General features: G+C 42.8%; 31 protein-coding genes. 28 read left to right on the forward strand and 3 right to left on the reverse strand.

Annotated elements, in window-relative coordinates; genetic code table 11:
- Positions 1 to 28: 28 nt before the first annotated feature.
- The gene (locus H8S37_RS17755; RefSeq protein WP_408631380.1) at positions 29 to 532 is read right to left on the reverse strand and encodes a DUF6512 family protein; all 504 of its coding nucleotides are present in this window, start codon (positions 530 to 532) and stop codon (positions 29 to 31) included.
- 68 nt (positions 533 to 600) lie between these two features.
- A complete protein-coding gene (locus tag H8S37_RS16035; protein ID WP_186877078.1) occupies positions 601 to 1,320 on the reverse strand; it encodes a phosphatase in 720 nt (239 codons plus the stop codon).
- Between the two features lie 305 nt (positions 1,321 to 1,625).
- Between H8S37_RS16035 and H8S37_RS16040 the strand changes: the two genes are divergently transcribed.
- The 19 genes from H8S37_RS16040 (at position 1,626) to H8S37_RS16130 (ending at position 17,727) form a co-directional block, all read left to right on the forward strand.
- Positions 1,626 to 4,157: a glycyl radical protein gene (locus H8S37_RS16040; RefSeq protein ID WP_186877079.1), complete on the forward strand. Its 2,532-nt coding sequence runs from the start codon at positions 1,626 to 1,628 to the stop codon at positions 4,155 to 4,157.
- 21 nt (positions 4,158 to 4,178) lie between these two features.
- Positions 4,179 to 4,973: a glycyl-radical enzyme activating protein gene (locus H8S37_RS16045; protein ID WP_186877080.1), complete on the forward strand. Its 795-nt coding sequence runs from the start codon at positions 4,179 to 4,181 to the stop codon at positions 4,971 to 4,973.
- Between the two features lie 6 nt (positions 4,974 to 4,979).
- The gene (locus H8S37_RS16050; protein ID WP_186877081.1) at positions 4,980 to 5,342 is read left to right on the forward strand and encodes a BMC domain-containing protein; all 363 of its coding nucleotides are present in this window, start codon (positions 4,980 to 4,982) and stop codon (positions 5,340 to 5,342) included.
- 4 nt (positions 5,343 to 5,346) lie between these two features.
- Positions 5,347 to 5,808 (forward strand): EutP/PduV family microcompartment system protein, encoded by a 462-nt coding sequence (locus H8S37_RS16055; RefSeq protein WP_186877082.1) that lies wholly within the window; start codon positions 5,347 to 5,349, stop codon positions 5,806 to 5,808.
- 114 nt (positions 5,809 to 5,922) lie between these two features.
- Positions 5,923 to 6,744: a class II aldolase/adducin family protein gene (locus H8S37_RS16060; RefSeq protein ID WP_186877083.1), complete on the forward strand. Its 822-nt coding sequence runs from the start codon at positions 5,923 to 5,925 to the stop codon at positions 6,742 to 6,744.
- Between the two features lie 52 nt (positions 6,745 to 6,796).
- Positions 6,797 to 7,318: a GlcG/HbpS family heme-binding protein gene (locus H8S37_RS16065; protein WP_186877084.1), complete on the forward strand. Its 522-nt coding sequence runs from the start codon at positions 6,797 to 6,799 to the stop codon at positions 7,316 to 7,318.
- A complete protein-coding gene (locus H8S37_RS16070; protein WP_186877085.1) occupies positions 7,309 to 8,697 on the forward strand; it encodes an aldehyde dehydrogenase family protein in 1,389 nt (462 codons plus the stop codon). Before H8S37_RS16065 ends, H8S37_RS16070 begins: the two co-directional genes overlap by 10 nt.
- Before the next feature lie 15 nt (positions 8,698 to 8,712).
- The gene (locus H8S37_RS16075; RefSeq protein ID WP_186877086.1) at positions 8,713 to 9,924 is read left to right on the forward strand and encodes a zinc-binding dehydrogenase; all 1,212 of its coding nucleotides are present in this window, start codon (positions 8,713 to 8,715) and stop codon (positions 9,922 to 9,924) included.
- 30 nt (positions 9,925 to 9,954) lie between these two features.
- Positions 9,955 to 10,308 (forward strand): BMC domain-containing protein, encoded by a 354-nt coding sequence (locus H8S37_RS16080; RefSeq protein WP_186877087.1) that lies wholly within the window; start codon positions 9,955 to 9,957, stop codon positions 10,306 to 10,308.
- An 18-nt stretch (positions 10,309 to 10,326) separates the two neighbouring features.
- Positions 10,327 to 10,602, forward strand: coding sequence for a BMC domain-containing protein (locus H8S37_RS16085; RefSeq protein ID WP_009003872.1), 276 nt, complete (start codon positions 10,327 to 10,329; stop codon positions 10,600 to 10,602).
- Between the two features lie 56 nt (positions 10,603 to 10,658).
- A complete protein-coding gene (locus H8S37_RS16090; protein ID WP_186877088.1) occupies positions 10,659 to 10,943 on the forward strand; it encodes a BMC domain-containing protein in 285 nt (94 codons plus the stop codon).
- 233 nt (positions 10,944 to 11,176) lie between these two features.
- Entirely contained in the window at positions 11,177 to 11,455 is a 279-nt protein-coding gene (locus H8S37_RS16095; protein WP_044954962.1) for a BMC domain-containing protein, read from the forward strand.
- 88 nt (positions 11,456 to 11,543) lie between these two features.
- Positions 11,544 to 12,191 (forward strand): phosphate propanoyltransferase, encoded by a 648-nt coding sequence (locus H8S37_RS16100; protein ID WP_186877089.1) that lies wholly within the window; start codon positions 11,544 to 11,546, stop codon positions 12,189 to 12,191.
- 34 nt (positions 12,192 to 12,225) lie between these two features.
- The gene (locus H8S37_RS16105; protein ID WP_178058519.1) at positions 12,226 to 12,492 is read left to right on the forward strand and encodes a EutN/CcmL family microcompartment protein; all 267 of its coding nucleotides are present in this window, start codon (positions 12,226 to 12,228) and stop codon (positions 12,490 to 12,492) included.
- Positions 12,493 to 12,499: 7 nt separating this feature from the next.
- A complete protein-coding gene (locus H8S37_RS16110) occupies positions 12,500 to 13,843 on the forward strand; it encodes a 4Fe-4S dicluster domain-containing protein (RefSeq protein WP_186877211.1) in 1,344 nt (447 codons plus the stop codon).
- Positions 13,840 to 14,388: a BMC domain-containing protein gene (locus H8S37_RS16115; RefSeq protein WP_186877090.1), complete on the forward strand. Its 549-nt coding sequence runs from the start codon at positions 13,840 to 13,842 to the stop codon at positions 14,386 to 14,388. Before H8S37_RS16110 ends, H8S37_RS16115 begins: the two co-directional genes overlap by 4 nt.
- Positions 14,389 to 14,408: 20 nt before the next feature.
- Positions 14,409 to 15,179: a DeoR/GlpR family DNA-binding transcription regulator gene (locus tag H8S37_RS16120; protein WP_186877091.1), complete on the forward strand. Its 771-nt coding sequence runs from the start codon at positions 14,409 to 14,411 to the stop codon at positions 15,177 to 15,179.
- 13 nt (positions 15,180 to 15,192) lie between these two features.
- Complete coding sequence (locus tag H8S37_RS16125; protein ID WP_186877092.1) at positions 15,193 to 16,338, forward strand: 1-propanol dehydrogenase PduQ; 1,146 nt, start codon at positions 15,193 to 15,195, stop codon at positions 16,336 to 16,338.
- Positions 16,339 to 16,797: 459 nt separating this feature from the next.
- The gene (locus H8S37_RS16130; protein ID WP_243207231.1) at positions 16,798 to 17,727 is read left to right on the forward strand and encodes a metallophosphoesterase; all 930 of its coding nucleotides are present in this window, start codon (positions 16,798 to 16,800) and stop codon (positions 17,725 to 17,727) included.
- Between the two features lie 3 nt (positions 17,728 to 17,730).
- Here H8S37_RS16130 and H8S37_RS16135 read toward each other — a convergent pair whose 3' ends face one another.
- Complete coding sequence (locus tag H8S37_RS16135; RefSeq protein ID WP_186877094.1) at positions 17,731 to 19,278, reverse strand: DUF975 family protein; 1,548 nt, start codon at positions 19,276 to 19,278, stop codon at positions 17,731 to 17,733.
- A 318-nt stretch (positions 19,279 to 19,596) separates the two neighbouring features.
- On the opposite strand from H8S37_RS16135, the gene H8S37_RS17340 reads away from it, so the two are divergent.
- The 9 genes from H8S37_RS17340 to H8S37_RS16170 all read left to right on the forward strand — a co-directional run bounded on the left by H8S37_RS17340 (position 19,597) and on the right by H8S37_RS16170 (position 25,165).
- On the forward strand, positions 19,597 to 19,830 hold the full coding sequence (locus tag H8S37_RS17340) for a hypothetical protein (protein ID WP_243207232.1): 234 nt from the start codon (positions 19,597 to 19,599) through the stop codon (positions 19,828 to 19,830).
- 28 nt (positions 19,831 to 19,858) lie between these two features.
- Positions 19,859 to 20,083, forward strand: a complete 225-nt coding sequence (locus tag H8S37_RS17345; protein ID WP_243207233.1) for an alpha/beta fold hydrolase — start codon at positions 19,859 to 19,861, stop codon at positions 20,081 to 20,083.
- Positions 20,084 to 20,197: 114 nt separating this feature from the next.
- A complete protein-coding gene (locus H8S37_RS16145) occupies positions 20,198 to 20,431 on the forward strand; it encodes a sodium ion-translocating decarboxylase subunit beta (RefSeq protein WP_186877095.1) in 234 nt (77 codons plus the stop codon).
- A 60-nt stretch (positions 20,432 to 20,491) separates the two neighbouring features.
- Positions 20,492 to 20,950, forward strand: a complete 459-nt coding sequence (locus tag H8S37_RS16150) for a VOC family protein (RefSeq protein WP_186877096.1) — start codon at positions 20,492 to 20,494, stop codon at positions 20,948 to 20,950.
- A gap of 47 nt (positions 20,951 to 20,997) precedes the next feature.
- Entirely contained in the window at positions 20,998 to 21,195 is a 198-nt protein-coding gene (locus H8S37_RS16155) for a hypothetical protein (RefSeq protein WP_186877097.1), read from the forward strand.
- A 46-nt stretch (positions 21,196 to 21,241) separates the two neighbouring features.
- Complete coding sequence (locus H8S37_RS17785; RefSeq protein ID WP_330605032.1) at positions 21,242 to 21,592, forward strand: hypothetical protein; 351 nt, start codon at positions 21,242 to 21,244, stop codon at positions 21,590 to 21,592.
- On the forward strand, positions 21,589 to 22,008 hold the full coding sequence (locus H8S37_RS17790; protein ID WP_330605033.1) for a nucleoside phosphorylase: 420 nt from the start codon (positions 21,589 to 21,591) through the stop codon (positions 22,006 to 22,008). The genes H8S37_RS17785 and H8S37_RS17790 overlap by 4 nt, the downstream gene beginning before the upstream one ends.
- A gap of 151 nt (positions 22,009 to 22,159) precedes the next feature.
- Entirely contained in the window at positions 22,160 to 22,579 is a 420-nt protein-coding gene (locus H8S37_RS16165) for a DUF134 domain-containing protein (protein WP_186877098.1), read from the forward strand.
- A 3-nt stretch (positions 22,580 to 22,582) separates the two neighbouring features.
- Positions 22,583 to 25,165: an FAD-dependent oxidoreductase gene (locus H8S37_RS16170; RefSeq protein ID WP_186877099.1), complete on the forward strand. Its 2,583-nt coding sequence runs from the start codon at positions 22,583 to 22,585 to the stop codon at positions 25,163 to 25,165.
- The last annotated feature ends 248 nt before the right edge of the window (positions 25,166 to 25,413 follow it).

Genomic DNA, 25,413 nt, shown 5'->3' on the forward strand with positions numbered 1-25,413 from the left:
TACTTTGCTGCGATAACCGAGTTGTCATTTACTGGGGAATAGAAAAGATTCCCAGACTTGGAGGGTGAAAACTAAAATAGAAGAAGGCAGACGAGAACAGGAATGACAAGATAAGGAGAAACGGGAAAAAGCGCCGGATTCTTTGACAAAAGAAAAGGCGGAAAGAAAGAAAAAAGGTGAGAAAGACCGCAAGCAGAAAGGTTACAATGTCCAGCCAAAACAGATGATAACCGAGAATCCCTGTATACGTGTAAAAGAAAACCGGAATAAAGAGAGTACCACAAAGCAGACCGGCCAGACATGCAGGAAAAAGCGTCGGGTATTTTTTTCTGAATAGGATAAACAGAAGGAGAGAATAGAAAAGCGCAGGGAAAAATATGAGTTTCATATGTTCCCAGGTGGATTCACTGACAGGAGAAATGAAACCGGCAGCAGGATGAAAGTGTGCCCATTCATAGAAAAAATGACTAAGAGAACCCACTATAATACAGAATACAACACCAAATAACATAGATTTTTTAATCTTTTTCATAGAATCACCCCACAGTTAATCTGCCCCAGATTCTATGAAAATATATACGGGAAACAAAGGAAATGAAGTCAGCCTTTTTCACCTAAAAATCCAAAGAAAGCCTTTACAGAATGATTTAGAATCAAATTTTCAGGCATACCGGCTTTTGCCGCCAGGTAAGCGGCGTATGTAAAGTCTCCGATATGTGCGGTTCCGTGGCTGTCACTGGAAAAAATAACAGGGTACTGAAAATGCTTACATAGATTTAAAATCATCAAATCATTAAAACGGGTATCTCCTCTGTATCCATCTGGGGCTAAAGAGCTGTTGTTGATTTCCAAAAGTACGTGATATTCTATCGCGGCTTTTACAATGGCAAGATAATCTACTGGATACTTTGTGTCATCACAATGTCCGATGATTGTCACATAAGGGTTCTTCATTGCTTCGATATAGGAGGCAGTGTTTTCCTCTATAGTGCCAGACTTCCTGGGGGGATGTATACTCGCTATCACATAGTCAAGGCGGGATAAGAGCTCATCATCTAAATCCAGCGTTCCCTTACAGTCTAAAATACTGACCTCAGCTCCGTAGAGCATACGCACGCCCATGCGTTTCCTGTCCGCGTGCGGCAGACTGCGGAAATAAGAAGGTTTACCACCGCCTAGTGTGGAAGGGCCATGATCGGAAATGCCCAGCATTTTTAAACCATTTGCGCGTGCGGCTTTCGCCATATCGGAAATGGTAGCATGAGAGCCATGTCCGCTGGCAATCGTATGTGTATGTATATCGAATTCATAGGAATGCATAAAAATCACCTTTCAACTGGATAGATAGCAATAAAAGATAGATAGCGCCATTGTACAGAGGACGTGACTCTATCTTTCTATAGTATGATAAGTTTTTATAGATTTGTCAATGGGATTTTGTGTGATACCAATAAAAAACAATATAAAAATAGTGGGATTTATTGATTTTTAAGAAAATAACCAACTGATTTTGTGTTGTTTTATGTTGACTTGATATATGACTTAAAGTATAATAAGGACAAACTGGGTGGAGAGTCATTTTTCCTATACTTCACGAAGAGAAAAGAAAGGAGCAATGGGTCAAAATGGGATTATATACATATGACACTACAGAGATTCCAAAGTCAGACAGAATTCCGCGTCTGGTGGAAAATCTGTATGCAAAGATGCCGGAGATTGAACCGGCCAGGGCAGTCCTGCTTACAGAATCCTATAAGCAGACAGAAAAAGAACCCATGGTGATTCGCAGGGCAAAGGCATTTGCGCACATTCTGGAAAACATTCCGATTGTCATCCGGGATTTAGAGTTGATTGTGGGCAGCACTACGATCGCGCCGAGAGGATGTCAGACATATCCGGAGTTTTCGTATGAATGGCTGGAGGCAGAATTTGACACGGTAGAGACTAGAACTGCAGATCCGTTCTATATTTCAGAAGAAACAAAACAAAAATTAAAAGAGGCGGACGTATATTGGAAGGGCCGTACAACAAGCGAGCTGGCGACCTCCTACATGGAGCCGGAGACATTGCTTGCGATGGAGCACAATATGTTTACACCGGGAAATTATTTCTACAATGGTGTGGGACATGTCACTGTAAAATATGGAGAGGTTCTTTCTATCGGCTTTGCGGGAATTAGAGAGAAAGCGGAAAAAGAGCTTGCGTCTTTGAGCCTGGCTGATGGGAATTACCAGAAGAAATCTCGTTTTTTAGAAGCGGTAATGATAAGCTGCGACGCAGTGATTACCTATGCGAGAAGATATGCCCGTCTTGCGCTTGAAAAAGCGGAAAGCTGTAAAGATGCTGCACGCAAGATGGAATTGCTTCAGATTGCGCAGAACTGTGCGAATGTACCGGAGAAAGGGGCAAGCAGTTTCTATGAGGCATGTCAGTCCTTCTGGTTTGTACAGCAGCTTCTTCAGATCGAGTCCAGCGGACATTCTATTTCTCCCGGACGTTTTGACCAGTATATGTATCCATATTATAAAAAGGATATAGAAAACGGGAAAATTACAAGAGAATTTGCACAAGAGCTGATGGACTGTGTATGGGTGAAATTAAATGACTTAAATAAATGCCGCGACGCAGTATCCGCGGAAGGATTTGCCGGTTACAGTCTGTTTCAAAATCTGATAGCCGGAGGAGTAAATGAGGACGGGGTAGATGTGACAAACGACTTGTCCTTTATGTGCATCAATGCATCTATGCATGTTGCACTTCCACAGCCTTCTCTGTCTGTAAGGGTGTGGAATGGTTCTCCGCACGAATTTCTGATAAGAGCAGCAGAACTGACCCGTACAGGAATCGGGCTTCCGGCGTATTATAATGACGAAGTGATTATTCCGGCGCTGGTAAGCCGCGGTCTTACACTTCAGGACGCAAGGGACTACAATATTATCGGCTGTGTGGAGCCGCAGAAGGCAGGAAAGACAGAAGGCTGGCATGACGCGGCATTCTTCAACATGTGCCGTCCGTTGGAGCTGGTTTTCCATAATGGAAAAGACAAGGGCGTACAGGTTGGGCCAAAGACTGGTGAGGCAGAGGACATGAAAACATTTGAAGAATTCTACCATGCCTATAAAATCCAGATGGAATATGCTATTAAGCTGCTCGTCAACGCAGACAATGCGATTGATGTAGCGCACGCAGAACGCTGTCCACTTCCCTTCTTGTCCTCTATGGTAGATGACTGTATGAAACGAGGAAAGACAGTACAGGAGGGCGGCGCTGTCTATAATTTCACAGGCCCTCAGGGATTCGGCGTCGCAAATATGGCGGACGCGCTCTATGCAGTCAAGACATTGGTGTACGACGAAAAGAAGATTACCATGAAGGAATTAAAAGAAGCATTGCTTACGAACTATGGCAAAGGTCTAAGTGATGAAGATGTGGCTGACATTACAAAGGAAGTTGCACAAGGCATGCAGGAGGCCGGAGAAACAGTAAATGCACAGACGGTGGAGGCTATTTTAAAGAGCGTGGTAGCTGCGTCAGAGTCAGCAGAAGCGAAGGAAAACGGCGAACGAATTTTGAAGCTGATAGAGGAAGTGCCGAAGTTTGGAAATGATTTGCCGGAAGTAGATGCGTTTGCCAGAGATGTAGCATATACATATACAAAACCACTCGAGAAATATAAAAATCCGCGCGGCGGAATGTTCCAGGCAGGTCTGTATCCTGTATCGGCAAATGTTCCTTTGGGAGCGCAGACTGGGGCGACACCGGACGGGAGACTTGCACATACACCTGTTGCGGACGGTGTTTCTCCATCAGCAGGAAAGGACACGCATGGACCGACAGCAACGGCAAATTCCGTATCCCGGCTGGATCATTATATTGCGTCCAATGGAACGTTGTTCAATCAGAAATTCCATCCCTCTGCGTTGAGCGGCAGAAGAGGACTCGAAAACTTTGTCGGCCTGATCCGTTCTTATTTCGATCAGAAAGGAAGCCATATGCAGTTTAATGTAGTCAGCCGCGAGACACTTCTGGATGCGCAGAAGCATCCGGAACAGTACAAGCACCTTGTTGTCAGGGTTGCGGGATACAGTGCGCTGTTTACAACATTGTCCAAGTCATTGCAGGATGATATTATCCGCAGGACAGAGCAAGGCTTCTAAATAGAGAAGAAAGGAAAGGACATGGAAGAATATTTACAGACAAAGGGCAGAATTTTTGATATTCAGAGATATTCCATCCATGATGGTACGGGAATACGGACGATTGTATTTTTGAAGGGGTGCGTACTGCGGTGCAGGTGGTGCTGTAATCCGGAGTCCCAGGAATATAAAATTCAGACTATGTATGTACAGGGCGAGCCCAAGATCATTGGAGAAGACGTCACAGTAAAAGAAGTGATGGAGACAGTGGAGAAAGACAGGGTATACTATAGAAGAACCGGCGGAGGACTTACCCTGTCAGGAGGAGAAAGCCTTTGCCAGCCGGCATTTGCAAGAGATTTGCTTCGCGCCGCACAGGAAAACGGAATCAATACAGCAATGGAGAGTATGGGATGCGCGGACTATCGGGTAATAGAAGAAATTCTTCCCTGGCTGGATCAGTATCTGCTCGACATTAAGCATATGAATTCTGCAAAACATAAGGAATTTACCGGCAGAGGCAATGAATTGATGTTGGAAAATGCAAGGAAGATAGCGGCGTCCGGACAGACAGAATTAAGTATCCGCATACCGGTGATTCCCGGATTCAATGATACGAAAGAGGAGATTAGAGACATCGCCCGATATGCGAAAGAGATAGGAAATGTAAAAAGAATCCATTTGCTTCCCTATCACCGGCTTGGACAGGATAAATATGCCGGACTTGGAAGAGAGTATTTGATGGGAGATGTAGAGCCGCCGGAGAATCAAAAGATGGAAATGCTTTTGCAGACGGCAAAAGAAGTATCACAGATGGAATGTCAGATAGGAGGTTAAAGGAAGATGGCACAAGAACATATGCCGGAGAGAATTGTACAAGAGCTGGTTCCAGGAAAAGAAATTACGATTGCACATCTGATTGCCAGTCCAGATATTACACTGTATGAAAAGCTGGGACTGGATCCAAGAGTAGAATACAGTAAATCTGCGATAGGAGTTCTGACAATCAGTCCGGCGGAAACAGCCATTATTGCCGCCGATATTGCCATCAAAGCGGCAGGAATTGAATTGGGGTTTGTAGATCGCTTTAGCGGGACACTGATTGTAACAGGGACAATTTCCGAGACAGAAGCGGCGATTCGGGCAGTTCTTTCCTATGTAAAAGAGAAGATGGGCTTCTCTGTATGCGAGATAACAAGGACTTGATTCTATGAAAAAAATTGTACTAATGGGGCGCAGCGAATGTGGAAAAACTACATTGACGCAGGCTCTCAAGGGAGAAAAGATACACTATCACAAGACTCAGTATGTCAACAATTTTGATGTGATTATCGATACACCGGGAGAATATGCACAGACAAAACATCTGGGGTATGCACTGGCACTGTACGCTTATGAAGCAGATATTGTGGGACTGCTTTTATCGGCGACAGAGCCCTATTCTCTGTATCCCCCCTGCTGCACATCTATGTGTAACCGAGAGGTGGTTGGCATTGTGACAAAAATCCACGATGAAAACGCGAATGTAGAACGTGCAGAGAGGTGGCTAAGACTTGCCGGATGCAAGAAAATTTTTTATGTTGATTCTAAAAAATACGAAGGAATTCCAGAAATTTTGGAGTATTTAAAAGAGGAGGGAGATGTGCTTCCCTGGGAAGAAGATTTCCAATAAAACCAACATGAAAATTAGTTGACTAATGTGGGATTGTGTGGTAATATTCAACTAGAAACAACACAAAACAAATATTTTATGCTGTTTTGTTCAGAAATCCAAGGAGGAGAAGAAATGCAAAACGAATATGAGATTAAAAAAGAGATGTGTGAAATCGGCAGACGAGTTTATAACCGCGGAATGGTTGCAGCAAATGACGGCAACTTTTCTGTAAAACTCAACGATAATGAATTCTTGTGCACACCGACAGGGGTTAGCAAAGGATTTATGACACCAGAATATATCTGTAAGGTGGATGCAAACGGAAATGTAATCCAGGCAAATAAAGGGTTCAAGCCGTCATCAGAGATCAAAATGCATATGCGCGTGTATAAAGAAAGACCGGACGTAAAATCGGTTGTACATGCGCATCCTCTCTATGCAACGACATTTGCGATTGCAGGAATTCCGCTGACACAGCCAATTATGCCGGAAGCGGTAATTGCATTAGGATGTGTTCCGATTGCAAAATATGGTACACCGTCAACAGAAGAGATTCCGGATGCAGTAGAAGAACACCTGCAGTATTTTGATGCAGTGCTGCTGGAAAATCATGGAGCGCTGACCTACTCCGATTCTTTATTGAACGCTTACCATAAGATGGAATCCGTAGAATTCTATGCACGTCTGTTATGGCAGAGTATGCAGATTGGCGGGCCGCAGGAGCTTTCCAAAGAACAGGTAGAAAGATTGTATGAGATCAGAAGACAGTTCGGGCTTCCTGGAAAACATCCTGCAAATCTGTGTCCAAATGCGAAAGCAGGAAAACCAAGCTGCCATACCTGCGGCGGTGGCTGCGGCACTGCAAAAGCTGCTTCTGCAACAATTGGAAATGCAGACGCAGACTTGGTTGCTTCTATTACAAAGAAGGTTATGGATCAATTAGGAATGAACTAAGACAAGCATAAAGCATATAGAGCATATAGAGCATATAGAAATGAGGACTGCTATGAACGAACAGGATATTACCAGAGCAGTGAAAGCTGTGCTGGAAGAGATGGAAGAAAAACATTCCAATCAGATTGGCAGGCATGTCTGTAAATGCAAAAAACAAGAGATGACTTTAAATCTTGCAAATGCACTGATAGAAAAGGTAAAGGCATATGCGAAAGAAATAGGGGTCAATGTGGTAATTGCTGTTTCAGACAAGGCGGGCAGGCCTGTTGCCGTCCAGTGTATGGACGATGCCTACATAGCAAGCTTTGATATTGCAATCAATAAGACATTTACTTCAGCGAGCCTCAAGATGTCTACGGAGCAGTTAAGCCATTTGAGCCAGCCGGGACAGTCTTTATACGGAATCCAGTTTACAAACGGAGGTAAAATTGTTATCTTCGGCGGAGGGGAACCGTTAGAAGCAGATGGAAAAATAATAGGTGCCCTGGGGGTAAGCGGCGGTACAGCACAGCAGGATACGAAGATTGCCGCTTATGGAAGGGACGTTTTTAAGGAGGTATTAGCGTGTCTGTAAATGAACAGATGGTGCAGGACATTGTGCAGGAAGTGCTTGCAAAAATGCAGATAGCATCTGACGTGTCAGGAAACAGAGGTGTGTTTGCCGACATGAACGAGGCGATTGCAGCCGCACAGAAAGCACAGAAGATTGTTGCGAGAATGACCCTGGACCACAGAGAAAAAGTAATCTCCAACATCCGTAAAAAAATCAAAGAAAATGCGGAAATTCTTGCACGTATGGGTGTGGAAGAAACCGGCATGGGAAATGTTGGACATAAGATTTTGAAACATCAGCTGGTGGCAGAAAAGACACCGGGAACAGAAGATATTACAACAACGGCATGGTCTGGAGACAGAGGACTTACCCTTATCGAGATGGGCCCATTCGGGGTAATCGGAGCAATCACACCGTGTACAAACCCGAGTGAGACGGTGCTTTGCAATACAATCGGAATGTTTGCAGGCGGAAATACAGTTGTATTTAACCCGCATCCAGCGGCGATTAAAACTTCTATCTATGCTGTGAATCTGCTGAATGAAGCTTCTGTAGAAGCAGGCGGGCCGGATAACATTGCATGCACAGTAGAGCATCCGACTTTGGAGACGAGTAATGTGATGATGAAGCACAAAGCGATTCAACTGATTGCTGCGACTGGAGGGCCAGGCGTTGTGACAGCGGTTCTTTCTTCAGGAAGAAGAGGAATCGGAGCAGGTGCAGGAAATCCGCCGGCGCTGGTGGACGAGACAGCAGATATCCGTAAGGCTGCACAGGATATTGTAAATGGCTGTACATTCGACAACAATCTTCCATGTATTGCAGAAAAAGAGATAGTGGCAGTGGACAGCGTGGCAGATGAGCTGATGCATTATATGATAGAGGAACAAGGGTGCTACCTTGCTTCGAAAGAGGAGCAGGACGCTTTGACAGCAGTTGTATTAAAGGACGGACGCTTAAACAGAAAATGTGTAGGACGTGACGCAAAGACGCTGCTCGGCATGATCGGCGTGACAGTGCCGGACAATATCCGCTGCATTACATTCGAAGGGCCGAAGGAACATCCGCTGATTGCGACAGAGCTTATGATGCCGATTCTCGGCGTAGTAAGAGCAAAGGATTTTGACGACGCAGTGGAGCAGGCGGTGTGGCTGGAGCATGGAAACAGACATTCTGCACATATCCATTCTAAGAATGTAGATAACATCACAAAATATGCAAAGGCAATCGATACTGCAATACTTGTGAAAAACGGACCGTCTTATGCGGCTCTTGGATTCGGCGGCGAAGGATTTTGTACATTTACTATCGCCAGCAGAACAGGTGAAGGACTTACAAGCGCAAGCACCTTTACAAAGAGAAGACGCTGCGTAATGACAGACAGTTTATGTATTCGATAGAGGAGGACAAAAAACATGGAAATGAATTCTGCAAATGTAGAAGCGGTTGTAAAACAGGTGCTGGAAAGTATGCTGGAAAAACCAATTCCTTCTGCACAGACAGCAAACGCAGGAAGCCAGGCAGTTCCAAAGACCGCACATGTTGCGATGCTGACTTCTCTGGAACACTATGATGTAAAAGAATTCCCGATGCCGGAGGTCGGCGACGGCGATATTCTCGTCAAAGTAGAGGGATGTGGAATCTGTGGGACAGATGCACACGAATTTAAGAGAGATCCATTCGGACTGATTCCGGTAGCGCTCGGACATGAGGGAACCGGAGAAATCGTAAAAATGGGTAAAAACGTAAAAGCGGACAGCGCAGGAAAGCCGCTGAAGGTAGGCGACAAGGTTGTAACCTGTATGATTTTCAAGGACGACCCGGATATCACAATGTTTGACTTAAATAAGCAGAATGTCGGCGGAGCAGACGTATACGGACTTCTTCCGGATGATGATATTCACTTGAATGGATGGTTTTCAGACTACATATTGATTCGGGAAGGCTCTACGGTATTTAATGTAAGTGACCTGGATTTGAAGTCCCGTATTCTGATTGAACCATGTGCAGTGCTTGTACACGCAGTAGAGAGAGCAAAAACAACAGGCATCTTGAGATTCAACAGCAGAGTTGTCGTACAAGGATGTGGGCCGATTGGCTTGATTTGTATCGCAGTTTTGCGTACAATGGGTATTGAGAATATTGTTGCGGTGGATGGCGAACAGAAACGTCTCGACTTCGCAAAGAGAATGGGTGCAGAAAAGAGCGTAAACTTCAAAGATTTCCAGGGCATTGAAGCACTGGCGCAGGGAGTAAAGGATGCGTTCGGCGGATATGCGGCAGACTTCGCATTCCAGTGTACAGGTTCTCCTGTAGCACATGCCAATATTTATAAATTTATCAGAAATGGCGGCGGTCTGTGCGAGCTTGGATTCTTTATCAACGGTGGAGACGCAACCATCAATCCACACTTTGATCTGTGCTCCAAAGAGATTACATTGGTAGGCTCCTGGGTATATACATTGAGAGATTATGCGACAACATTTGATTTCTTAAAGAGAGCAAAAGGAATCGGACTCCCAATGGATGAATTGATTACACATGAGTTCCCGTTGGAGCAGATCAATGAAGCTCACCAGACGAACCTGGCAATGAAGGGCTTAAAGATTGCAATTATTAATAAATAATGAAGCCAGTCCCCTTAAAGGAGAAATGTTATGGGAGAAGCAGTAGGCATGTTGGAGGTATTCGGGCTGTCAACTGCCTTTGCAGCGGCAGACGCAGGCTGTAAGGCAGGAAATGTCCGTCTGGAGACCTTTGACAAAAATAAACCGGCAAATGCAGATGAATTACCTGTACCACTGATTGTAATGATTAAATTCCGCGGCAGCGTATCCGATGTTACGGCGGCGTTAGATGCGGCAAAACGAAGAGCAGAGGAGCTTGCGGGAGTTGTAGCTGAATATGAGATTGCAAGACCTACAGAGGATACAGAAAAGATGCTGAAGCTTAGCGGGTTAGATAAAGGAAAACCACATTTAATCAACGAAAAAGAAATTGAAGAAATTTAGGAGGAAAATAAAATGGCAATGGCACAGTTAGCATTAGGTATGGTAGAAACAAGAGGACTTACAGCAGCAATCGAGGCTGCGGACGCAATGACAAAGGCAGCAGAAGTAACATTAGTAGGGACAGAGAAGATTGGTTCCGGACTGGTAACTGTAATGGTGCGCGGAGATGTCGGAGCAGTAAAGGCTGCTGTTGAGACAGGAGCTGACGCAGCGGGGAGACTTGGAGAATTAGTTGCAACACATGTAATTCCAAGACCACACAACGACGTAGAGAAGATCCTTCCTACAGTATAGGAGAGTTCTGAAATAGAGAAGGGTTTAACTGCGAATGAATGAAAGGGAGCAGTCTCATGGGAAAAGCGTATGGATTTTTTGAAATCCCCAGTGTAACCGCAGCAGTGGTTGCCATAGATATCATGTGCAAGACAGCAGAAGTCGAGCTGGTCACATGGGAGAAAAAATTAGGCGGAAGACTTGTCACGATTATCATCCGAGGGGATGTATCCGCGGTCACGCAGGCCATTGAAACTGCCGCAGCAAATGGAATCAAAGAACCTGCCTGCCACGTGGTAATTCCAAGTCCTCATGAAGAGATACTGAAGATTATCGCAAAGAGCGTGAACAGGGTAAATTAGGAGGCAGTGTGATGGCAGAGGAAAAAAAGACGGCCGGAGCTTCAAAGAGCACTGGCACATCCAAGAATGCAGGTGCGGCAAAAAAGACAACCAGTACTGCAAAAGCTGCATCCGCTAAGAAGACAACAAAAACAACAACAGCCAAAGCGCCGTCAAAGACAGTACAGAGAGTGAAACAGGCGGCACATCAGGCAGAACAAGAGCAACCAACAATTCAAAAGGAGGAACGAAGAATGTCACAGGAAGCATTAGGTATGGTGGAAACAAGAGGTTTAGTAGCATCTATTGAAGCAGCAGATACAATGTTAAAGGCTGCAAACGTAGTATTGGTAGGAACAGAGAAGATTGGTTCCGGACTGGTAACTGTAATGGTACGCGGAGATGTCGGAGCAGTAAAATCCGCAGTAGAATCTGGTGCAGAGGCAGCAGGAAGACTTGGGGAATTAGTTGCAACACATGTAATCCCAAGACCACACACAGATGTAGAGAAAATTCTTCCGGCAATCAAATAATAAAACATTTGTTTGACACAATATTTACGGCCTTACGTCCGCCGCAGGCGGCCGTAAGGCTTGTGAATACTTAATGAGGAGAATTGATATGGATAACAATAACGTAGCGTTAATTACAAAGCTTGTGCTGGAAGCGGTAGAAAAACAGAAATCTTCGGATGAAGGTGGATTTGTCGTACCGATCGGTGTTTCTGCAAGACATATTCACTTGACACAGGAACATGTGGAAGCTTTGTTTGGAAAAGGGTATCAACTGACTAAGAAAAAAGAGCTGATGGGCGGACAGTTTGCCTCCAATGAGACGGTGACAATTGTAGGTCTGAAGCTTCGTGCGATAGAAAATGTAAGAATTTTAGGGCCTGTAAGAAAAAAATCACAGGTAGAAATTTCAGCGACAGACGCGATTCGCCTCGGGGTGAAAGCACCAATCAGAGAATCTGGAAATGTTGCTGGCAGCGCAGCGGTTGCGGTAGTCGGACCGAAAGGCGCGATTTATTTAAATGAAGGCTGCATCATTGCAAAGAGACATATCCATATGGCTCCGAAGGATGCGATGGCAGCAGGCGTACATGACGGGGACATTGTATCTGTAAAGGCAGATAACGAGAGAGGAACCATATTCAATCATGTACAAATCCGTGTGGACGACAGCTTTACTCTGGAAATGCATATCGATACAGATGAAGCAAACGCAGCAAAAATTGCGACTGGGGATACAGTGACAATTATCAAGTAAATGGTATGAAAGCAATCGCAATAGGGAGGATGACATGCTGGTAGGAAAAGTAGTAGGAAGTGTTGTTTCAACACGGAAATGTGAAAATTTAGTCGGCAATAAATTTATGATTGTGGATGTTTTAGAGCATATGCAGTCCGGTGCAAAACAACTCATTGCGATTGACAAGATTGGTGCGGGAATAGGTGAGTTTGTGCTGGTGGCACAGGGCAGTGCGGCGCGGATTGGAAGCGGCATGCCGGACGCGCCTGTCGATGCGGCAATCGTTGGAATTATTGACGATGGAACAGGACTGGAGTAGTGAAATTATGGATATGAAAGAATTAAGCAACATATTGCAACAAAACGGTATTGTTGGTGCAGGTGGTGCAGGCTTTCCAACATATGCAAAGTTAGATGAACGTGCAGAGACGATTATCTTAAATTGTGCAGAATGTGAACCACTACTGAGATTACATAGACAGCTTCTGGAAAAATACGCACAGGAAATTGTAGACACTTTCCATCTGATTGGAAAGACAGTCGGTGCAAAAGAAGTAATTATTGGAATCAAGAAGGCATACAAAAAGACAATTGCGGCGTTAGAGGCTGTAATCGGAGAATATCCGGAAGTAAAGCTGGGACTTTTAGATGAAGTATATCCGGCAGGTGATGAAGTGGTTTTAATTTATGAAGTCACAGGCAAGGTCGTAAGACCAGGCGGGCTTCCTATAGAAAGCGGCGTTGCCGTATTCAATGTAGAGACAGTATACAATGTATACAGGGCGCTCAATGATAAGATGCCTGTAGAAGATAAACTGGTATCTGTTGTTGCGGAGGTAGAGCATCCGGTGACAGTGCGTGTGCCGATAGGGACACCGCTGGATGAAGTCGTAGCGCTTGCAGGACGGGTGACGACACCGAATCCGGTATATTTTGTCGGCGGGCCGATGATGGGAAATATCGGAACCGGAGCACAGCCGGTGACCAAGACGACGAATGCGATTCTGGTTCTTCCAGAGGATCATTATATTATTCAGAAAAAGTTAAAGAAAAATTCCATTGATATGAAACGGGCGGCAGCCTGTTGCTGTCAATGTTCGATGTGTACGGATCTATGTCCAAGACATCTGCTGGGACATCCGATTGAACCGAATAAGTTTATGCTGGCAGCTACCTGCAAGGACGTACAGGAGCCGAATATTTTCATCAATACAATGTTCTGTTCCTCCTGTGGTGTCTGTGAATTGTACTCTTGCTTCCAGGGACTTTCTCCTAGAAGCCTGATGGCAGAATATAAGGCAGGACTTCGGGCAAACGGAATCCGTCCTCCTAAGGTGGAGGCAAAACCGGTAGGGCCGGAAAGAGAGTTCCGCAAAGTTCCTATGGAACGTTTGATGGCAAGACTGGATTTGACAAAATACAACAAGGAAGCGCCATTGGATGAATCAGAAGTGCCTGTAAAGAAAGTAAGAATTTTGCTGAGCCAGCATATTGGTGCTCCTGCTATGCCGATTGTAAAGCAGGGGGATAAGGTAACAAAGGGACAGATGATTGCTGAACCAGGGAAGGGATTGAGTGTAGGAATACACGCTTCTGTAAATGGTACGGTAAGTGAAGTAAATGAGAAATATATAATCATAGAAACTCAGGAAGGACGTGCAGGTAAATGAGTAAGGCAATTGGAATGGTAGAATATAAGACTGTTTCAGCGGGTGTTACAGCGGTGGACGCTATGGTAAAAACCTCTGAAGTCAATATCATCGAAGCACAGACAGTATGTCCGGGAAAATATATCGCAATCATTTCAGGTGACTTAAGCGCGGTAAAAGCGGCTGTTGATAATGCAAAAGCTCTGCATGGCCTGCACCTGATTGACAGTTTTGTGCTCGGTAACCCACACGAGTCCATTTTCCCGGCTATCTATGGAGCTGCGAATATTGAAAATGTTTCAGCTCTGGGAATCTTAGAAACTTATGATGCTTCTTCTATTATTGTAGCGGCGGATGAAGCTGCAAAGACGGCGATTGTAGATTTGATTGAACTTAGAATCGCAAGAGGTATGTGTGGAAAATCTTATCTTATGCTGACAGGAGAAGTTGCAGCTGTAGAAGCGGCAATCGAAAGAGCGAAGGAGTCGATAGCAGACAGAGGGATGTTCCTTGATTCTTCTGTTATTGCACATCCAGATGCTCAGATTCGAGACGCTATTTTGTAAAATTACCGGGAGGCAGTGCGATGCTTGCAATAGAGAGACGGAATGAAATATTGGATAAACTGCAGGCTGAAAGACGTGTAGTTGTAAGTGAACTGAGTCGTATTTATGATGTGTCTGAAGAGACGATCCGAAGAGACTTGGAGAAACTGGTTAATGATGGGTATGCCATCAAAAGTTATGGGGGAGCAGTGATCAATGAGAATGTAAATATTGATCTGCCCTTCAATGTCAGAAAAAACCGGAATGTAATAGGAAAGCAGAGAATAGCGGAGCAGGTTGAAAAGCTCGTGCATGATGGAGACAGTCTCATGCTGGACGCAAGCTCCACAGCGGTCTATATCGCAAAAATGTTGAAAGAAAAAGAACGTAAAAACCTGACGGTTATCACGAATTCTATTGAGATTATCATTGAATTGTTTGATGCGCCGGAGTGGAACGTTCTTTCAACGGGCGGTGTCTCGAGAGAAGGGACATTTGCGCTGGTAGGGCCGCAGACAGATAAAATGCTGCGTTCATACCATGTGGATAAAGCAATTATTTCCTGTAAAGGAATTGACCTGTTTTCCGGAATTACGGATTCAGATGAACTGCATGCAAATAACAAAAAGACAATGCTGGAATCCGCAAAACAGAGGATTCTGGCGGTGGACAGCAGTAAATTCGATAAAACAGCATTCACGGCAATAGGTTCTCTGGAGGACGTCGCAACTGTCGTTACGGATGAAAAACCTGAAGCAAGCTGGCTTCAGAAGTTTGAAGAATTGGGGATAGAGTGTATTTATCCTGAATAGAGGAAGGGCGCTTATGAAGAGCTTTGATATTAAGACAAAAATATTTTTTGGAGACCAGGCGTTGGATCGCCTTGCCGAAATACCTTACAATAGGGTATTGATCGTCACAGATCCATTTGTGGCGAAAGGTAGCATGATTGACCTGGTGACAGAACCTCTGAAACGGGGAAACAAAGAATTTGAGATTTTTAAAGATGTTGTGCCGGATCCTCCGATTGAAAAAATCAGCGAGGGTGTCCGGAAAATGCTGGAATACAAACCAGACGCAATTGTTGCGGTAGGAGGCGGCTCTGCTATAGATTCTTCTAAATCTATCCGCGAATTTGCTCTCCGGGTAGAGCAGTACGCAGAGGTCGGGTTGATTGCGATCCCTACGACAAGCGGGACTGGGTCAGAGGTAACTTCCTTTGCCGTAGTTTCTGAACCGGCAGCCCAGATGAAGTATCCGCTTGTATCACGTTCCCTTACTCCAGATGAAGCAATTTTAGATGCAGAACTGGTAAAGAGTGTTCCGCCTTCTATTACGGCAGACACAGGAATGGACGTATTTACACATGCCCTGGAGGCATGCGTGAGTATCAATAGAAATGACTTTTCTACGGCGTTGGCGGAGAAAGCGATTGAAATCTGCGGTGTATTCCTGCTTCGCGCATATCTGGATGGAAACGATACCCACGCGCGGCAGAAAATGCATTCTGCTTCTTGTCTGGCTGGACTTGCTTTTAACTCTGCGTCATTGGGATTAAATCATGGCATGGCGCACCAGCTTGGCGCAACGTTCCATATTCCGCATGGACGGGCAAATGCAATGCTGCTTCCACATATCATTGAATTTAACAGTGATATTAACAAGCACAGCAAAAGCCGTACAGAATATCTGCCGGCAGTAAAAAGATATGCCACAGTCGCACAGATTCTCGGCTTGAGCAGCTATAATGAGATTATGACAGTGCGCTCTCTGGTAAACTGGGTACAGTTTATGCTGAAAGAAATGGATATTCCACTTTCTGTTTCACAGATGGGGACAGTTACGGAGGAAGAATATTTCGGAGCAATCGACAGGATGGCAGATGCCGCCATGGCAGACGGCTGCACAGAGACAAATCCAAGAGTGCCGAGAAAAAAAGATGTGATCGAGATATACAAAAAACTGTGGTAAATAATCGGAAAAATCATTTAGAAAAAATAGATATAAGAAAGATAATTCGGAGTTGTGCGATGCCAATGGCAGGTGTTGCATAACTCCGGTTTTGCTTTACAATGATTTCATAACTATTACTTTTTATTGTGGATGCATTGGGAAAATGATAGAATACTATTTAAGTAAAAGCAAAACATAATTTGCAGAGGTAAGAGTATGATTGCATTTTTATTGGCCCCTATTTATCTTTTGGTGAATTTCTATATTTTACGTTGGCTTTTTCGTTTTCTGGCAGCCTGCTTTAGGCGCTTTAATAATAGGATAGTGAAAAATATAGCAGGAACAGGCTATCTCTTTTTATGCACATCTCCACTTATAGCCTTTTTTATTCCCCTTTCCTCTTTTCAAAGACATATAGCAAGAATTAGTAATTACTGGCTGGGAATTTTTCTGTACATATTTTTGACAGCTGCAATATTGGAGCTGTTTCATATAGCGGTAAAAAGAAGTAAGACACTGCAAAGATGTTTCCCTGTTACTCAAAAGACTTTTATTCGTGTTGGAACCTTGTGTGTCTCTTTAGTTGTATTCATCAGTTTTTATGGAATATATGAAGCAAGAAATATCAAAACAACCACCTATAATATCGAGATAGAATCAGAGTCTTATGCGGATGGACAGATGAAAGTTGTACTCATAGCGGATCTGCATATGGGTTACAGTATCGGGTATCGTCAGATAGAAAAAATGGTAGATAAGATCAATGAACGAGAGCCAGATTTGGTGTGTATTGCAGGGGATATTTTTGATAATCACTATGAATCGCTGGATAATCCGGAAAGAATTAAGAACGCTTTGCAAGGTATTCAGTCGCGTTATGGTGTTTATGCATGTTATGGAAATCATGATTATGAAGAAAAAATTCTGGCCGGCTTTACTTTTTCACAGGGTGAAGATGTCTATGTGGGAGACAAGATGAAAAAGCTGTTGGAGGATGCGGATATTCAGACCTTGGAAGATGAGGCAGTACTCATCCATGATCAGTTTTATGTGGTAGGAAGAAAAGATTATTCTTCCAAGAAGAAGTCGGGTATTTATAGAAAGACACCGGAAGAGCTGATTCAAAATCTGGATAAAAGGAAGCCGATTCTTGTGATAGATCATCAGCCAAGAGAACTAGAAGAACTTTCCAGAGCAGGGGTAGATCTGGATTTATGTGGTCATACGCATGATGGCCAGATGTTTCCCGGTAACCTTTTAACAGATCTTATGTGGGAAAATTCCTATGGGTATTTAAAAAAGGGTGAGATGCATAACATTGTCACTTCTGGAGTGGGGATTTTTGGTCCCTATATGCGTGTAGGAACTAAAAGTGAAATAGTGGAAATCAATATTGATTTCCACTAAATTCTAATGAGTTTCGTAATCGGTAATACCGGCACCACTATTGGGATGAATCATAGAATATGCCGTATCTGCGGCAAAAACAGTCAGTAAAACAGCACAAATGATAATCGCAATTTTTTTGGGAATTTTTTTAAATATTTCATCAAAAAACGGGGCTAGAATATAGATAAATGCACAGCCGCCTAAACCGAAAATCAGAAGACCTTCTGCGCAGATTCTTCCATGAAGGTTTAAGAAATACCCTGTGTAATTCCACCAATACATTTGTTTGAACTCCCATAAAAACAGTGCGACAAAATATTCAACAATTCCGCAGACGAGAACCGTCATAAAAAAAGTAACCAGCGGTCTGTCTACGAATTTCTTTAATAATAATATGATAAGAACTCCTCCAGTTCCGTAAATCGGAAGCCATGGACCGTGAAAAAATCCCCGATTTACAAAAACACCGTCCCCAAAAAGATGCAGGGACACCTCCCAAAGCCACCCGATCATAGAAAAAGAAAAAAAGATTAAGATGACAGAACGGATAGAATAGGTTCTACGGTAGTCGGTTTTCATCCATTTCTTTGTATTTGGATTATATAAAGGGTACTGCTCTACAGGATAATCTTCAAGGGAAGAAGCTGTAAATAGCAAGGTGTCATTTAAATATTCGTAATGAGGATACTTTTGTGCCAAAGCTTCCTGCCTGAGAGAACAATATAACTCAGCGTATACAGCTTCTACATAAGGATTAATCCATACATACCGTAAAATGCCGAAGGTGAAAAGATTTAGAACTCTCCATCCCAGAAAAGATAAATCTAATAGGAATGTTTTCATTTTATTTCCGTACATCATTTTACGAGACAATTCAAAGGCTTCAGTATGCCCGATATCCGGATTTTCTGCCAGAATATAGGGGATCATTTTGTAAGAATATCGTTTGATGATTCCACCGATGATTGTTAAGTCCCATAAAAATATAAAAAAAGATCTTTCAAACATGGTGAAAGCAGTTTTTCGCCATCGTCGGACTCGCCATGGGAAAAGCAATCTTCCTAATTTAACCTGTTGATATGAACGATTTTCTAATAAGAAACGACATTGACCTACCAGAAGAATATTACTTATAAAAGCCAGAAAAAGAAGAAGAATGACGACCCCTGCCAGAATGATTATACCTTGTGTTGCTTTATCTTTGAGAAAGATATCGTCCATCGCATTTACAAATCCATAGAGAACCGATTTGTCCTCTGTCATACGATTGTAAATACGTGCAAGTACTCCCTTTTCAGGGGTATAAACCTGCCCTAATTGTTCCAGAGTTTCATTATATTCAGGGGCATTTCTCTGTCGGATATCCTGATATAGTTCATTCATAATCTGAGCATTAGACGGAAACTCAAACCGACCGCCGATAAAATGCTTGGCGGCATTGTCCACATGGTGAGTTACTCTCATACCAGTCGCAATAAAACCTACTAATAAACAGATTCCTAAGATTCTCCAGAAGTTTTTTTGTAAGGATTTCTTTGCATTTTGTTTTAGTCCCTTAGCATGCCACATAGATTTCTCCTTTGTTGATATGATATATTAGGATTGTATCATAGTTTTTCATAATGTTATATCTTTATTTAGTAGATTTTATAGAGCAATATGAATATGCTAAAATCAATTCACCGGGAAAAGAGAATATTAAAGGCAGCCGCCGGTTGACAAATTGCTGTATCTATCCGGTAGAAATACAGCTATGACGGTATGTATAATATAGTCAGAATAGAGAAAGGAGCGCTTTCAATGAATATAGCAGATCAAATACGATAATTAAGAAAAAGAAAAGAAATTTCTCAAGAACAACTGGATAACTTTGAAAGGCAGATGCAGATGAAAAATATCTTTATTCATGGTTCGGGTCATAAGTCAGCAAGTTGGAACAAAACAGTTTCATATATGGAAAACAATGAGAATATTTTGTGTCCAAACTTATCTTCAATTTTAAACGGAAAAGAGGCTAATTATCATAATTTATATTCTTTATTCGCTGAATATTGTAATAATAATGACGGACAAATAAACTTATGCGGTATTTCGTTAGGTGGTATATTGGCATTTAATTAAGAAAGATACTTTTATATTGGGAAACTCTATGAAAAAATTAGATTTCAGCAGCAGCGTCAGTAGAATAAAATGTCCTACTCTTATAATTTGTGGGAAAAAAGATAGAGCGAATATTAAATCCGCATATTATTTTCATAGAAATATTCAAAAAGCTAAACTAAAAATTATTGAAAATATGGGGCATATTGTAAATGAAGAAAATCCGAAAATTTTAGCAAAAATATTAAGTGAATATTATAATGAAACTAACTAATGTGTACCATGTTTATAGAATTGCGAAAAATAACTCCCGGTTTATATGGGAAATAATAAAATAAATTCCAGTTTTATAGAACTGAGAAAATTGAAGATTGAGGAGGCTCGCCCAATGAAAAAAGTAATGGGAATTATTGGCTGTATTTTAGGATTCTTTTTAGTTGTTTTTGGAATTTTAGCGAAAGTAAAAGAACATACCACAGTCTCCATTATTGGAGGGGCGGACGGTCCTACAGCTGTATTTATTGCAGGGAAAGTGAATGATGATTTCATGGATTTTCTTATAATTATAGGAGTAATGCTATTGGCAATAGTCCTAATTGTTTATTTAAAGAAAAAACGTTAAATCTCGGTTTAGAGAAAAAATGAACGGAACAATAAATTGAAAGTTGTGGAGGTAGCGAAAATGAAAATGAAAAATCCTATGCTGGTGGTAGCCGATATAGATAAATCAGTCGAGTTTTACAAAAAGGTTTTTGGGCTTCATGTGATTATGGATTTTGGAGCAAATAAAACTTTAACTGGCGGTTTGGCTTTGCAGACGGTTGAAACATATAAAGACTTTATCGGGAAAAGAGATATTTCTTTTGGTGGCAATAACTTTGAAATTTACTTTGAAGAAGATAATTTTGATGAATTTGCGGATAAGCTGAAAGAATGTGATATTAAATATGTCCACCCTATTGTAGAACATTCATGGGGACAGCGTGTGGTTCGTTTCTATGACCCAGATAAACATATTATTGAAGTTGGCGAGAGCATGAAAATAGTATGCAAGCGTTTCTTAAATAGTGGAATGACACCAGAACAAGTAGCAGAACGCATGGATGTACCTATGAAATTTGTCAATGCATGTATGCGATAGATTCCAGCTTACAGAGTAACGATAAGCAGTATGAAGGAGGAGAAATTATGCGAATTTGTAATAGATGTAATTGTGAAATGTCAGAAGGGTACAGCCTTCAAATCAGTAATTTAACAGCCATAGGAAGCCTGCAGTTAGTGAAAGGGCGAACGATATTCGGAGAAGAGCTGGGAAAGGTGAAGGCTGCAGTCTGTCCAAAATGCGGAGAGATTTCCCTGTACTTTGAAAACACAGATAAATTATAAAAAGGAAAATGTAAAGTTTACAGTTTACAGGGAGGGCTGGCTTATAATGATAAAAACAATTTTTCAAAGGCATGAGATAGAAGAACCGGTTCTTTTTACACCTTCCGATACTACAAAAAGGATTTCCAATTTTCCGAAAATCTGTGTATCCACCTTTTCGGAAAAAATAATTCAGAAATTTTCGTCCTTACAGAATACGGAAAAGATTGCAGAGCTATATACTGCAAATGGAATGACACCTGTTTATAAAATCAGGTATAAAAATACGGATATTTCCTTTTATTTGTCGAGAGTAGGCGCGCCTGCCTGTGTGGCGGGCTTTGAGGAAGTCGTTGCTATGGGGCGGAGAAATTTGTATTGTTTGGTTCTTGCGGAGTACTGGATGACCATAAAGTGAAAGAGAATATTATTATTCCTGTTTCTGCGATTCGTGACGAGGGGACAAGCTATCACTATATAGAACCTTCGGAAGAGATTGAGGCGAATACACATTCTATCGAGGTACTGGAACAGGTTTTAAAAAGCTGCGGTTATCCTTATATAAAAGGAAAAACATGGACTTCGGACGCTATTTACAGAGAAACCATACCTGCTATACGCAGACGTAAGCAGGAAAGATGTCTTGCGGTTGAAATGGAATGTGCTTCTATGCTGGCTGTATCACAATACAGGAAAATTCCATTCCTCCAGTTTCTATACGGAGCAGATAGTCTAAGCTCTGATACGTGGGAAATCAGAGATTTAGAATTATATGGATTTACAAATGCTCAAAAATATATGCTTCTGGCATTTGAATGTGGTCTGGCAATGTAAATATTTGAAGACAGGGAGTTTTCTAGGCATAGAACAGTGGCTATATTAAGAGGAATTTTTGTCTGTTTCAGATTTATAAGAGAGATTATTGCCAAGTTATTGACATATGTTCATAAAGTGTTATACTTTATGATATAAGGAGGTGTGTACAATGGCAAGACCGCAGAAATGCAGGTGCATCTGCTCCAAACCGTCAGTGACAGAGTTCCTTCCTGTCAGAGGCGGAGTGGTGGAGACAGTCCGCTTAGGATTTGACGAATATGAGGCGATAAGACTTTTAGATCACGAGCACCTGACACAAGAGCAGTGTGCAAGAAAAATGGATGTCTCCAGACCTACGGTGACGCGGATTTATGACGAAGCGAGACAGAAGATGGCAGATGCTCTTGTCAACGGCAAAAAGATTGTAATTGGAGGCGGAGATGTCATTGTATGTACGGCGTTTAAGCCGGAATGTGCCAATGTAAGGCACTGTTGCCACAGAACAAAGGAAAGAAAAGAAGTGGATGCTGCGGCAGAGGAGTTCAGGCCGGAGGAAACCTGGCCGGATAAAGAAAGAGAGGAAAGGTAGAAAATGAAAGTATTGATTGTCGGAGGTGTTGCTGCGGGAACAAAAACCGCGGCCAAACTAAAAAGAGAGGATCGCAGTATAGAAGTACTTGTCCTTACAAAAGATGAGGACATTTCCTATGCAGGATGCGGACTTCCATACTATGTAGGCGGAATGATCGCAAGCAGAGAGGAACTCATTGTAAATACACCGCAGAAATATTCCGGACTGACAGGAGTTTCGGTGGAGACAGGAAAAGAAGTCATTGCTGTCAATGCCGCAGAGAAAACAGTAACGGCGCAGGATGTGAAATCAGGAGAAAAAACAGAATATACATACGATCGCCTGGTGATAGCAACGGGAGCGTCTCCGGCGGTTCTCCCGATTCCAGGGAAAGACCTTTTGGGCGTATTTAAAATGCGCACGCCGGATGATGCGGTTACGATGCGTTCTTATGTGGAAGAGCAGAATGTAAAAAAGGCGGTTGTTATCGGCGCGGGATTTATTGGACTGGAGGTAGCGGAGAATTTAAAAGCAAAAGGTGTCAAAGTTACGGTGATTGATTTTGCGAATCAGCTTTTGCCTAATATTGTAGATTATGAGATTGCGCTTTATATCAAAAAGCATTTATTAAAAGAAGGTATCCGCGTAATTACAGGTACAAAGGGAGAGGAAATCCTCGGAACCAAGAGAGTAAGTGCTATCCGTACGTCAGCAGGAACGTTGAATTGTGAAATGGTAGTGATGGCAGCAGGAATACGTCCGAATACTGCATTTTTAGATGGAACTGGAATTGAGATGTTCAAGGGGACAATCAAAGTGGACAGTTCTTTAAAAACCACTGTAGATGATATTTATGCAGTAGGCGACTGTGCGATGGTGACAAACCGGATTACAAAGGAAGCACAGTGGTCTCCTATGGGATCTTCTGCAAATATGGAAGGGCGTACTTTGGCGCAGATTCTTGCGGGAGAGAAAAAAGCATATCCAGGAGTACTTGGTACAGGCGTAGTGAAGCTTCCGAATTTGAATTGCGGGCGTACCGGATTGACAGAAGTCCAGGCGAAGGCAGCGGGATATGATGTGATTACCGCTTTAGTTCCCACAGATGATAAAGCGCACTACTATCCAGATGCTTCCTTTTTCATTACAAAAATCATTGCGGATAAGGCGAGTCATAAATTACTGGGGGTTCAGGTTTTAGGAACAGGCGCGGTGGATAAAATGACGGATATTGCTGTAATGGGAATAAATATGGGCGCAGTACTGGAAGATTTTGAAAATGCGGATTTTGCATATGCACCGCCGTTTTCTACGGCAATTCATCCATTTGTACAGGCGGTGTATGTACTGCTTAATAAATTAAACGGAACGATTGTAAGTATGACTCCGGCAGAGTATCTGGAAGGAAAAGCAGAAGGATATAAAGTGGTAGATGTCGGACTGGAACCATCTGTGCGTGGTGCAGTTTATGTAAATCTTGCCTCTGTAAACGGCGAAATACCAGGTCTGGAAAAGGAAGAAAAGCTGCTGCTTGTCTGCGCGAAAGGAAAAAGAGGATATTTCCTCCAGAACAGAATGCGTTATTATGGATATAAGAATACGGTCGTATTGGAGGGTTCTACGTTCTTTAATGATGTAAAAGCAGAGGCGTTGGTGGAACAGGTTTCTGCGGAAGAAATCACAAGGGTGAAGGCGCTTGGATTTCTGCATGACAAGCGGACGCCGGACAAATTTAACGGGCGCGTCATCACAAGAAACGGGAAAATCACAGCAGAAGAAGCGAGAACGATAGCGGAAGCGGCAGAGATGTTCGGAAGCGGGGAAGTGACGATGACCTCACGTCTGACGATGGAGATCCAGGGAGTCTCGTTTGAGAATATTGAGCCTCTGCGCGAATATCTTATGCAGGCGGGATTGGAGACGGGAGGAACAGGCTCGAAGGTACGTCCGGTTGTATCCTGCAAGGGAACAACCTGCCAGTATGGTCTGATTGACACATTTGCCCTGTCAGAAGAAATCCATGAGAGATTCTATCATGGATTTAATACAGTGAAGCTCCCGCATAAATTTAAAATTGCGGTGGGAGGATGTCCGAACAACTGTGTAAAACCAGATTTGAATGATTTAGGAATTATCGGACAAAAAATACCGCAGATCAGCCTTGAAAAATGCCGGGGCTGTAAAGTATGCCAGATAGAAAATGTCTGTCCGATTCAGATTGCGAAAGTGGAGGACGGGAAAATTGCGATAGATGAGAACCTGTGTAATCATTGCGGGCGCTGTGTGGGGAAATGTCCATTTAAAGCAATAGAAGATTCGATCACCGGATACCGCGTCTATATCGGAGGCCGCTGGGGGAAAAAGGTGGCGCAGGGAAGATACCTGGACAAAGTATTTACAGATAAAAATGAAGTACTGGATGTTGTAGAAAAAGCAATTCTTCTGTTCCGCGAACAGGGAATCACAGGAGAACGGTTTGCCGATACGGTGGCACGACTGGGCTTTGAAAATGTACAGGAACAGCTTCTGGAAGACGGGCTTTTAGAAAGAAAAGCAGAAAATATAGCGGCACAGAAGCACCTTAAGGGCGGGGCGACCTGCTAATAAATAAAAGAAAAGTGTGAAGGAGAGGCTTTACATTGTTCGTCAGGGTTTCGCCGAAATATCTGACTTACGCAAAGCATCTCTTTCACACTTGCTTTTTCTTCAGCTTAGGTTTGTACTTTTAGACAAAGCAAAACTGGCTGCACTTATGCTACAGGCTTTCATTTCCGGCCTGTGCCAATAGTTCCTCAAATCCGGCGCAGCTGCGGATAAAAGCATATTTCGCCTTATTATGTTGCATAAGCATG

Source organism: Mediterraneibacter hominis (assembly GCF_014287475.1).
In the GTDB taxonomy this organism is placed as follows: Bacteria; Bacillota; Clostridia; order Lachnospirales; family Lachnospiraceae; genus Mediterraneibacter; species Mediterraneibacter hominis.

Coding starts and splice junctions, on each gene's coding strand:
- H8S37_RS17755 (WP_408631380.1), bottom strand. CDS start 532: ATGAAAAAGATTAAAAAATCTATGTTATTTGGTGTTGTATTCTGTATT.
- H8S37_RS16035 (WP_186877078.1), bottom strand. CDS start 1,320: ATGCATTCCTATGAATTCGATATACATACACATACGATTGCCAGCGGA.
- H8S37_RS16040 (WP_186877079.1), top strand. CDS start 1,626: ATGGGATTATATACATATGACACTACAGAGATTCCAAAGTCAGACAGA.
- H8S37_RS16045 (WP_186877080.1), top strand. CDS start 4,179: ATGGAAGAATATTTACAGACAAAGGGCAGAATTTTTGATATTCAGAGA.
- H8S37_RS16050 (WP_186877081.1), top strand. CDS start 4,980: ATGGCACAAGAACATATGCCGGAGAGAATTGTACAAGAGCTGGTTCCA.
- H8S37_RS16055 (WP_186877082.1), top strand. CDS start 5,347: ATGAAAAAAATTGTACTAATGGGGCGCAGCGAATGTGGAAAAACTACA.
- H8S37_RS16060 (WP_186877083.1), top strand. CDS start 5,923: ATGCAAAACGAATATGAGATTAAAAAAGAGATGTGTGAAATCGGCAGA.
- H8S37_RS16065 (WP_186877084.1), top strand. CDS start 6,797: ATGAACGAACAGGATATTACCAGAGCAGTGAAAGCTGTGCTGGAAGAG.
- H8S37_RS16075 (WP_186877086.1), top strand. CDS start 8,713: ATGGAAATGAATTCTGCAAATGTAGAAGCGGTTGTAAAACAGGTGCTG.
- H8S37_RS16080 (WP_186877087.1), top strand. CDS start 9,955: ATGGGAGAAGCAGTAGGCATGTTGGAGGTATTCGGGCTGTCAACTGCC.
- H8S37_RS16085 (WP_009003872.1), top strand. CDS start 10,327: ATGGCACAGTTAGCATTAGGTATGGTAGAAACAAGAGGACTTACAGCA.
- H8S37_RS16090 (WP_186877088.1), top strand. CDS start 10,659: ATGGGAAAAGCGTATGGATTTTTTGAAATCCCCAGTGTAACCGCAGCA.
- H8S37_RS16095 (WP_044954962.1), top strand. CDS start 11,177: ATGTCACAGGAAGCATTAGGTATGGTGGAAACAAGAGGTTTAGTAGCA.
- H8S37_RS16100 (WP_186877089.1), top strand. CDS start 11,544: ATGGATAACAATAACGTAGCGTTAATTACAAAGCTTGTGCTGGAAGCG.
- H8S37_RS16105 (WP_178058519.1), top strand. CDS start 12,226: ATGCTGGTAGGAAAAGTAGTAGGAAGTGTTGTTTCAACACGGAAATGT.
- H8S37_RS16110 (WP_186877211.1), top strand. CDS start 12,500: ATGGATATGAAAGAATTAAGCAACATATTGCAACAAAACGGTATTGTT.
- H8S37_RS16115 (WP_186877090.1), top strand. CDS start 13,840: ATGAGTAAGGCAATTGGAATGGTAGAATATAAGACTGTTTCAGCGGGT.
- H8S37_RS16120 (WP_186877091.1), top strand. CDS start 14,409: ATGCTTGCAATAGAGAGACGGAATGAAATATTGGATAAACTGCAGGCT.
- H8S37_RS16125 (WP_186877092.1), top strand. CDS start 15,193: ATGAAGAGCTTTGATATTAAGACAAAAATATTTTTTGGAGACCAGGCG.
- H8S37_RS16135 (WP_186877094.1), bottom strand. CDS start 19,278: ATGTGGCATGCTAAGGGACTAAAACAAAATGCAAAGAAATCCTTACAA.
- H8S37_RS17340 (WP_243207232.1), top strand. CDS start 19,597: ATGAAAAATATCTTTATTCATGGTTCGGGTCATAAGTCAGCAAGTTGG.
- H8S37_RS17345 (WP_243207233.1), top strand. CDS start 19,859: ATGAAAAAATTAGATTTCAGCAGCAGCGTCAGTAGAATAAAATGTCCT.
- H8S37_RS16145 (WP_186877095.1), top strand. CDS start 20,198: ATGAAAAAAGTAATGGGAATTATTGGCTGTATTTTAGGATTCTTTTTA.
- H8S37_RS16150 (WP_186877096.1), top strand. CDS start 20,492: ATGAAAATGAAAAATCCTATGCTGGTGGTAGCCGATATAGATAAATCA.
- H8S37_RS16155 (WP_186877097.1), top strand. CDS start 20,998: ATGCGAATTTGTAATAGATGTAATTGTGAAATGTCAGAAGGGTACAGC.
- H8S37_RS17785 (WP_330605032.1), top strand. CDS start 21,242: ATGATAAAAACAATTTTTCAAAGGCATGAGATAGAAGAACCGGTTCTT.
- H8S37_RS16165 (WP_186877098.1), top strand. CDS start 22,160: ATGGCAAGACCGCAGAAATGCAGGTGCATCTGCTCCAAACCGTCAGTG.
- H8S37_RS16170 (WP_186877099.1), top strand. CDS start 22,583: ATGAAAGTATTGATTGTCGGAGGTGTTGCTGCGGGAACAAAAACCGCG.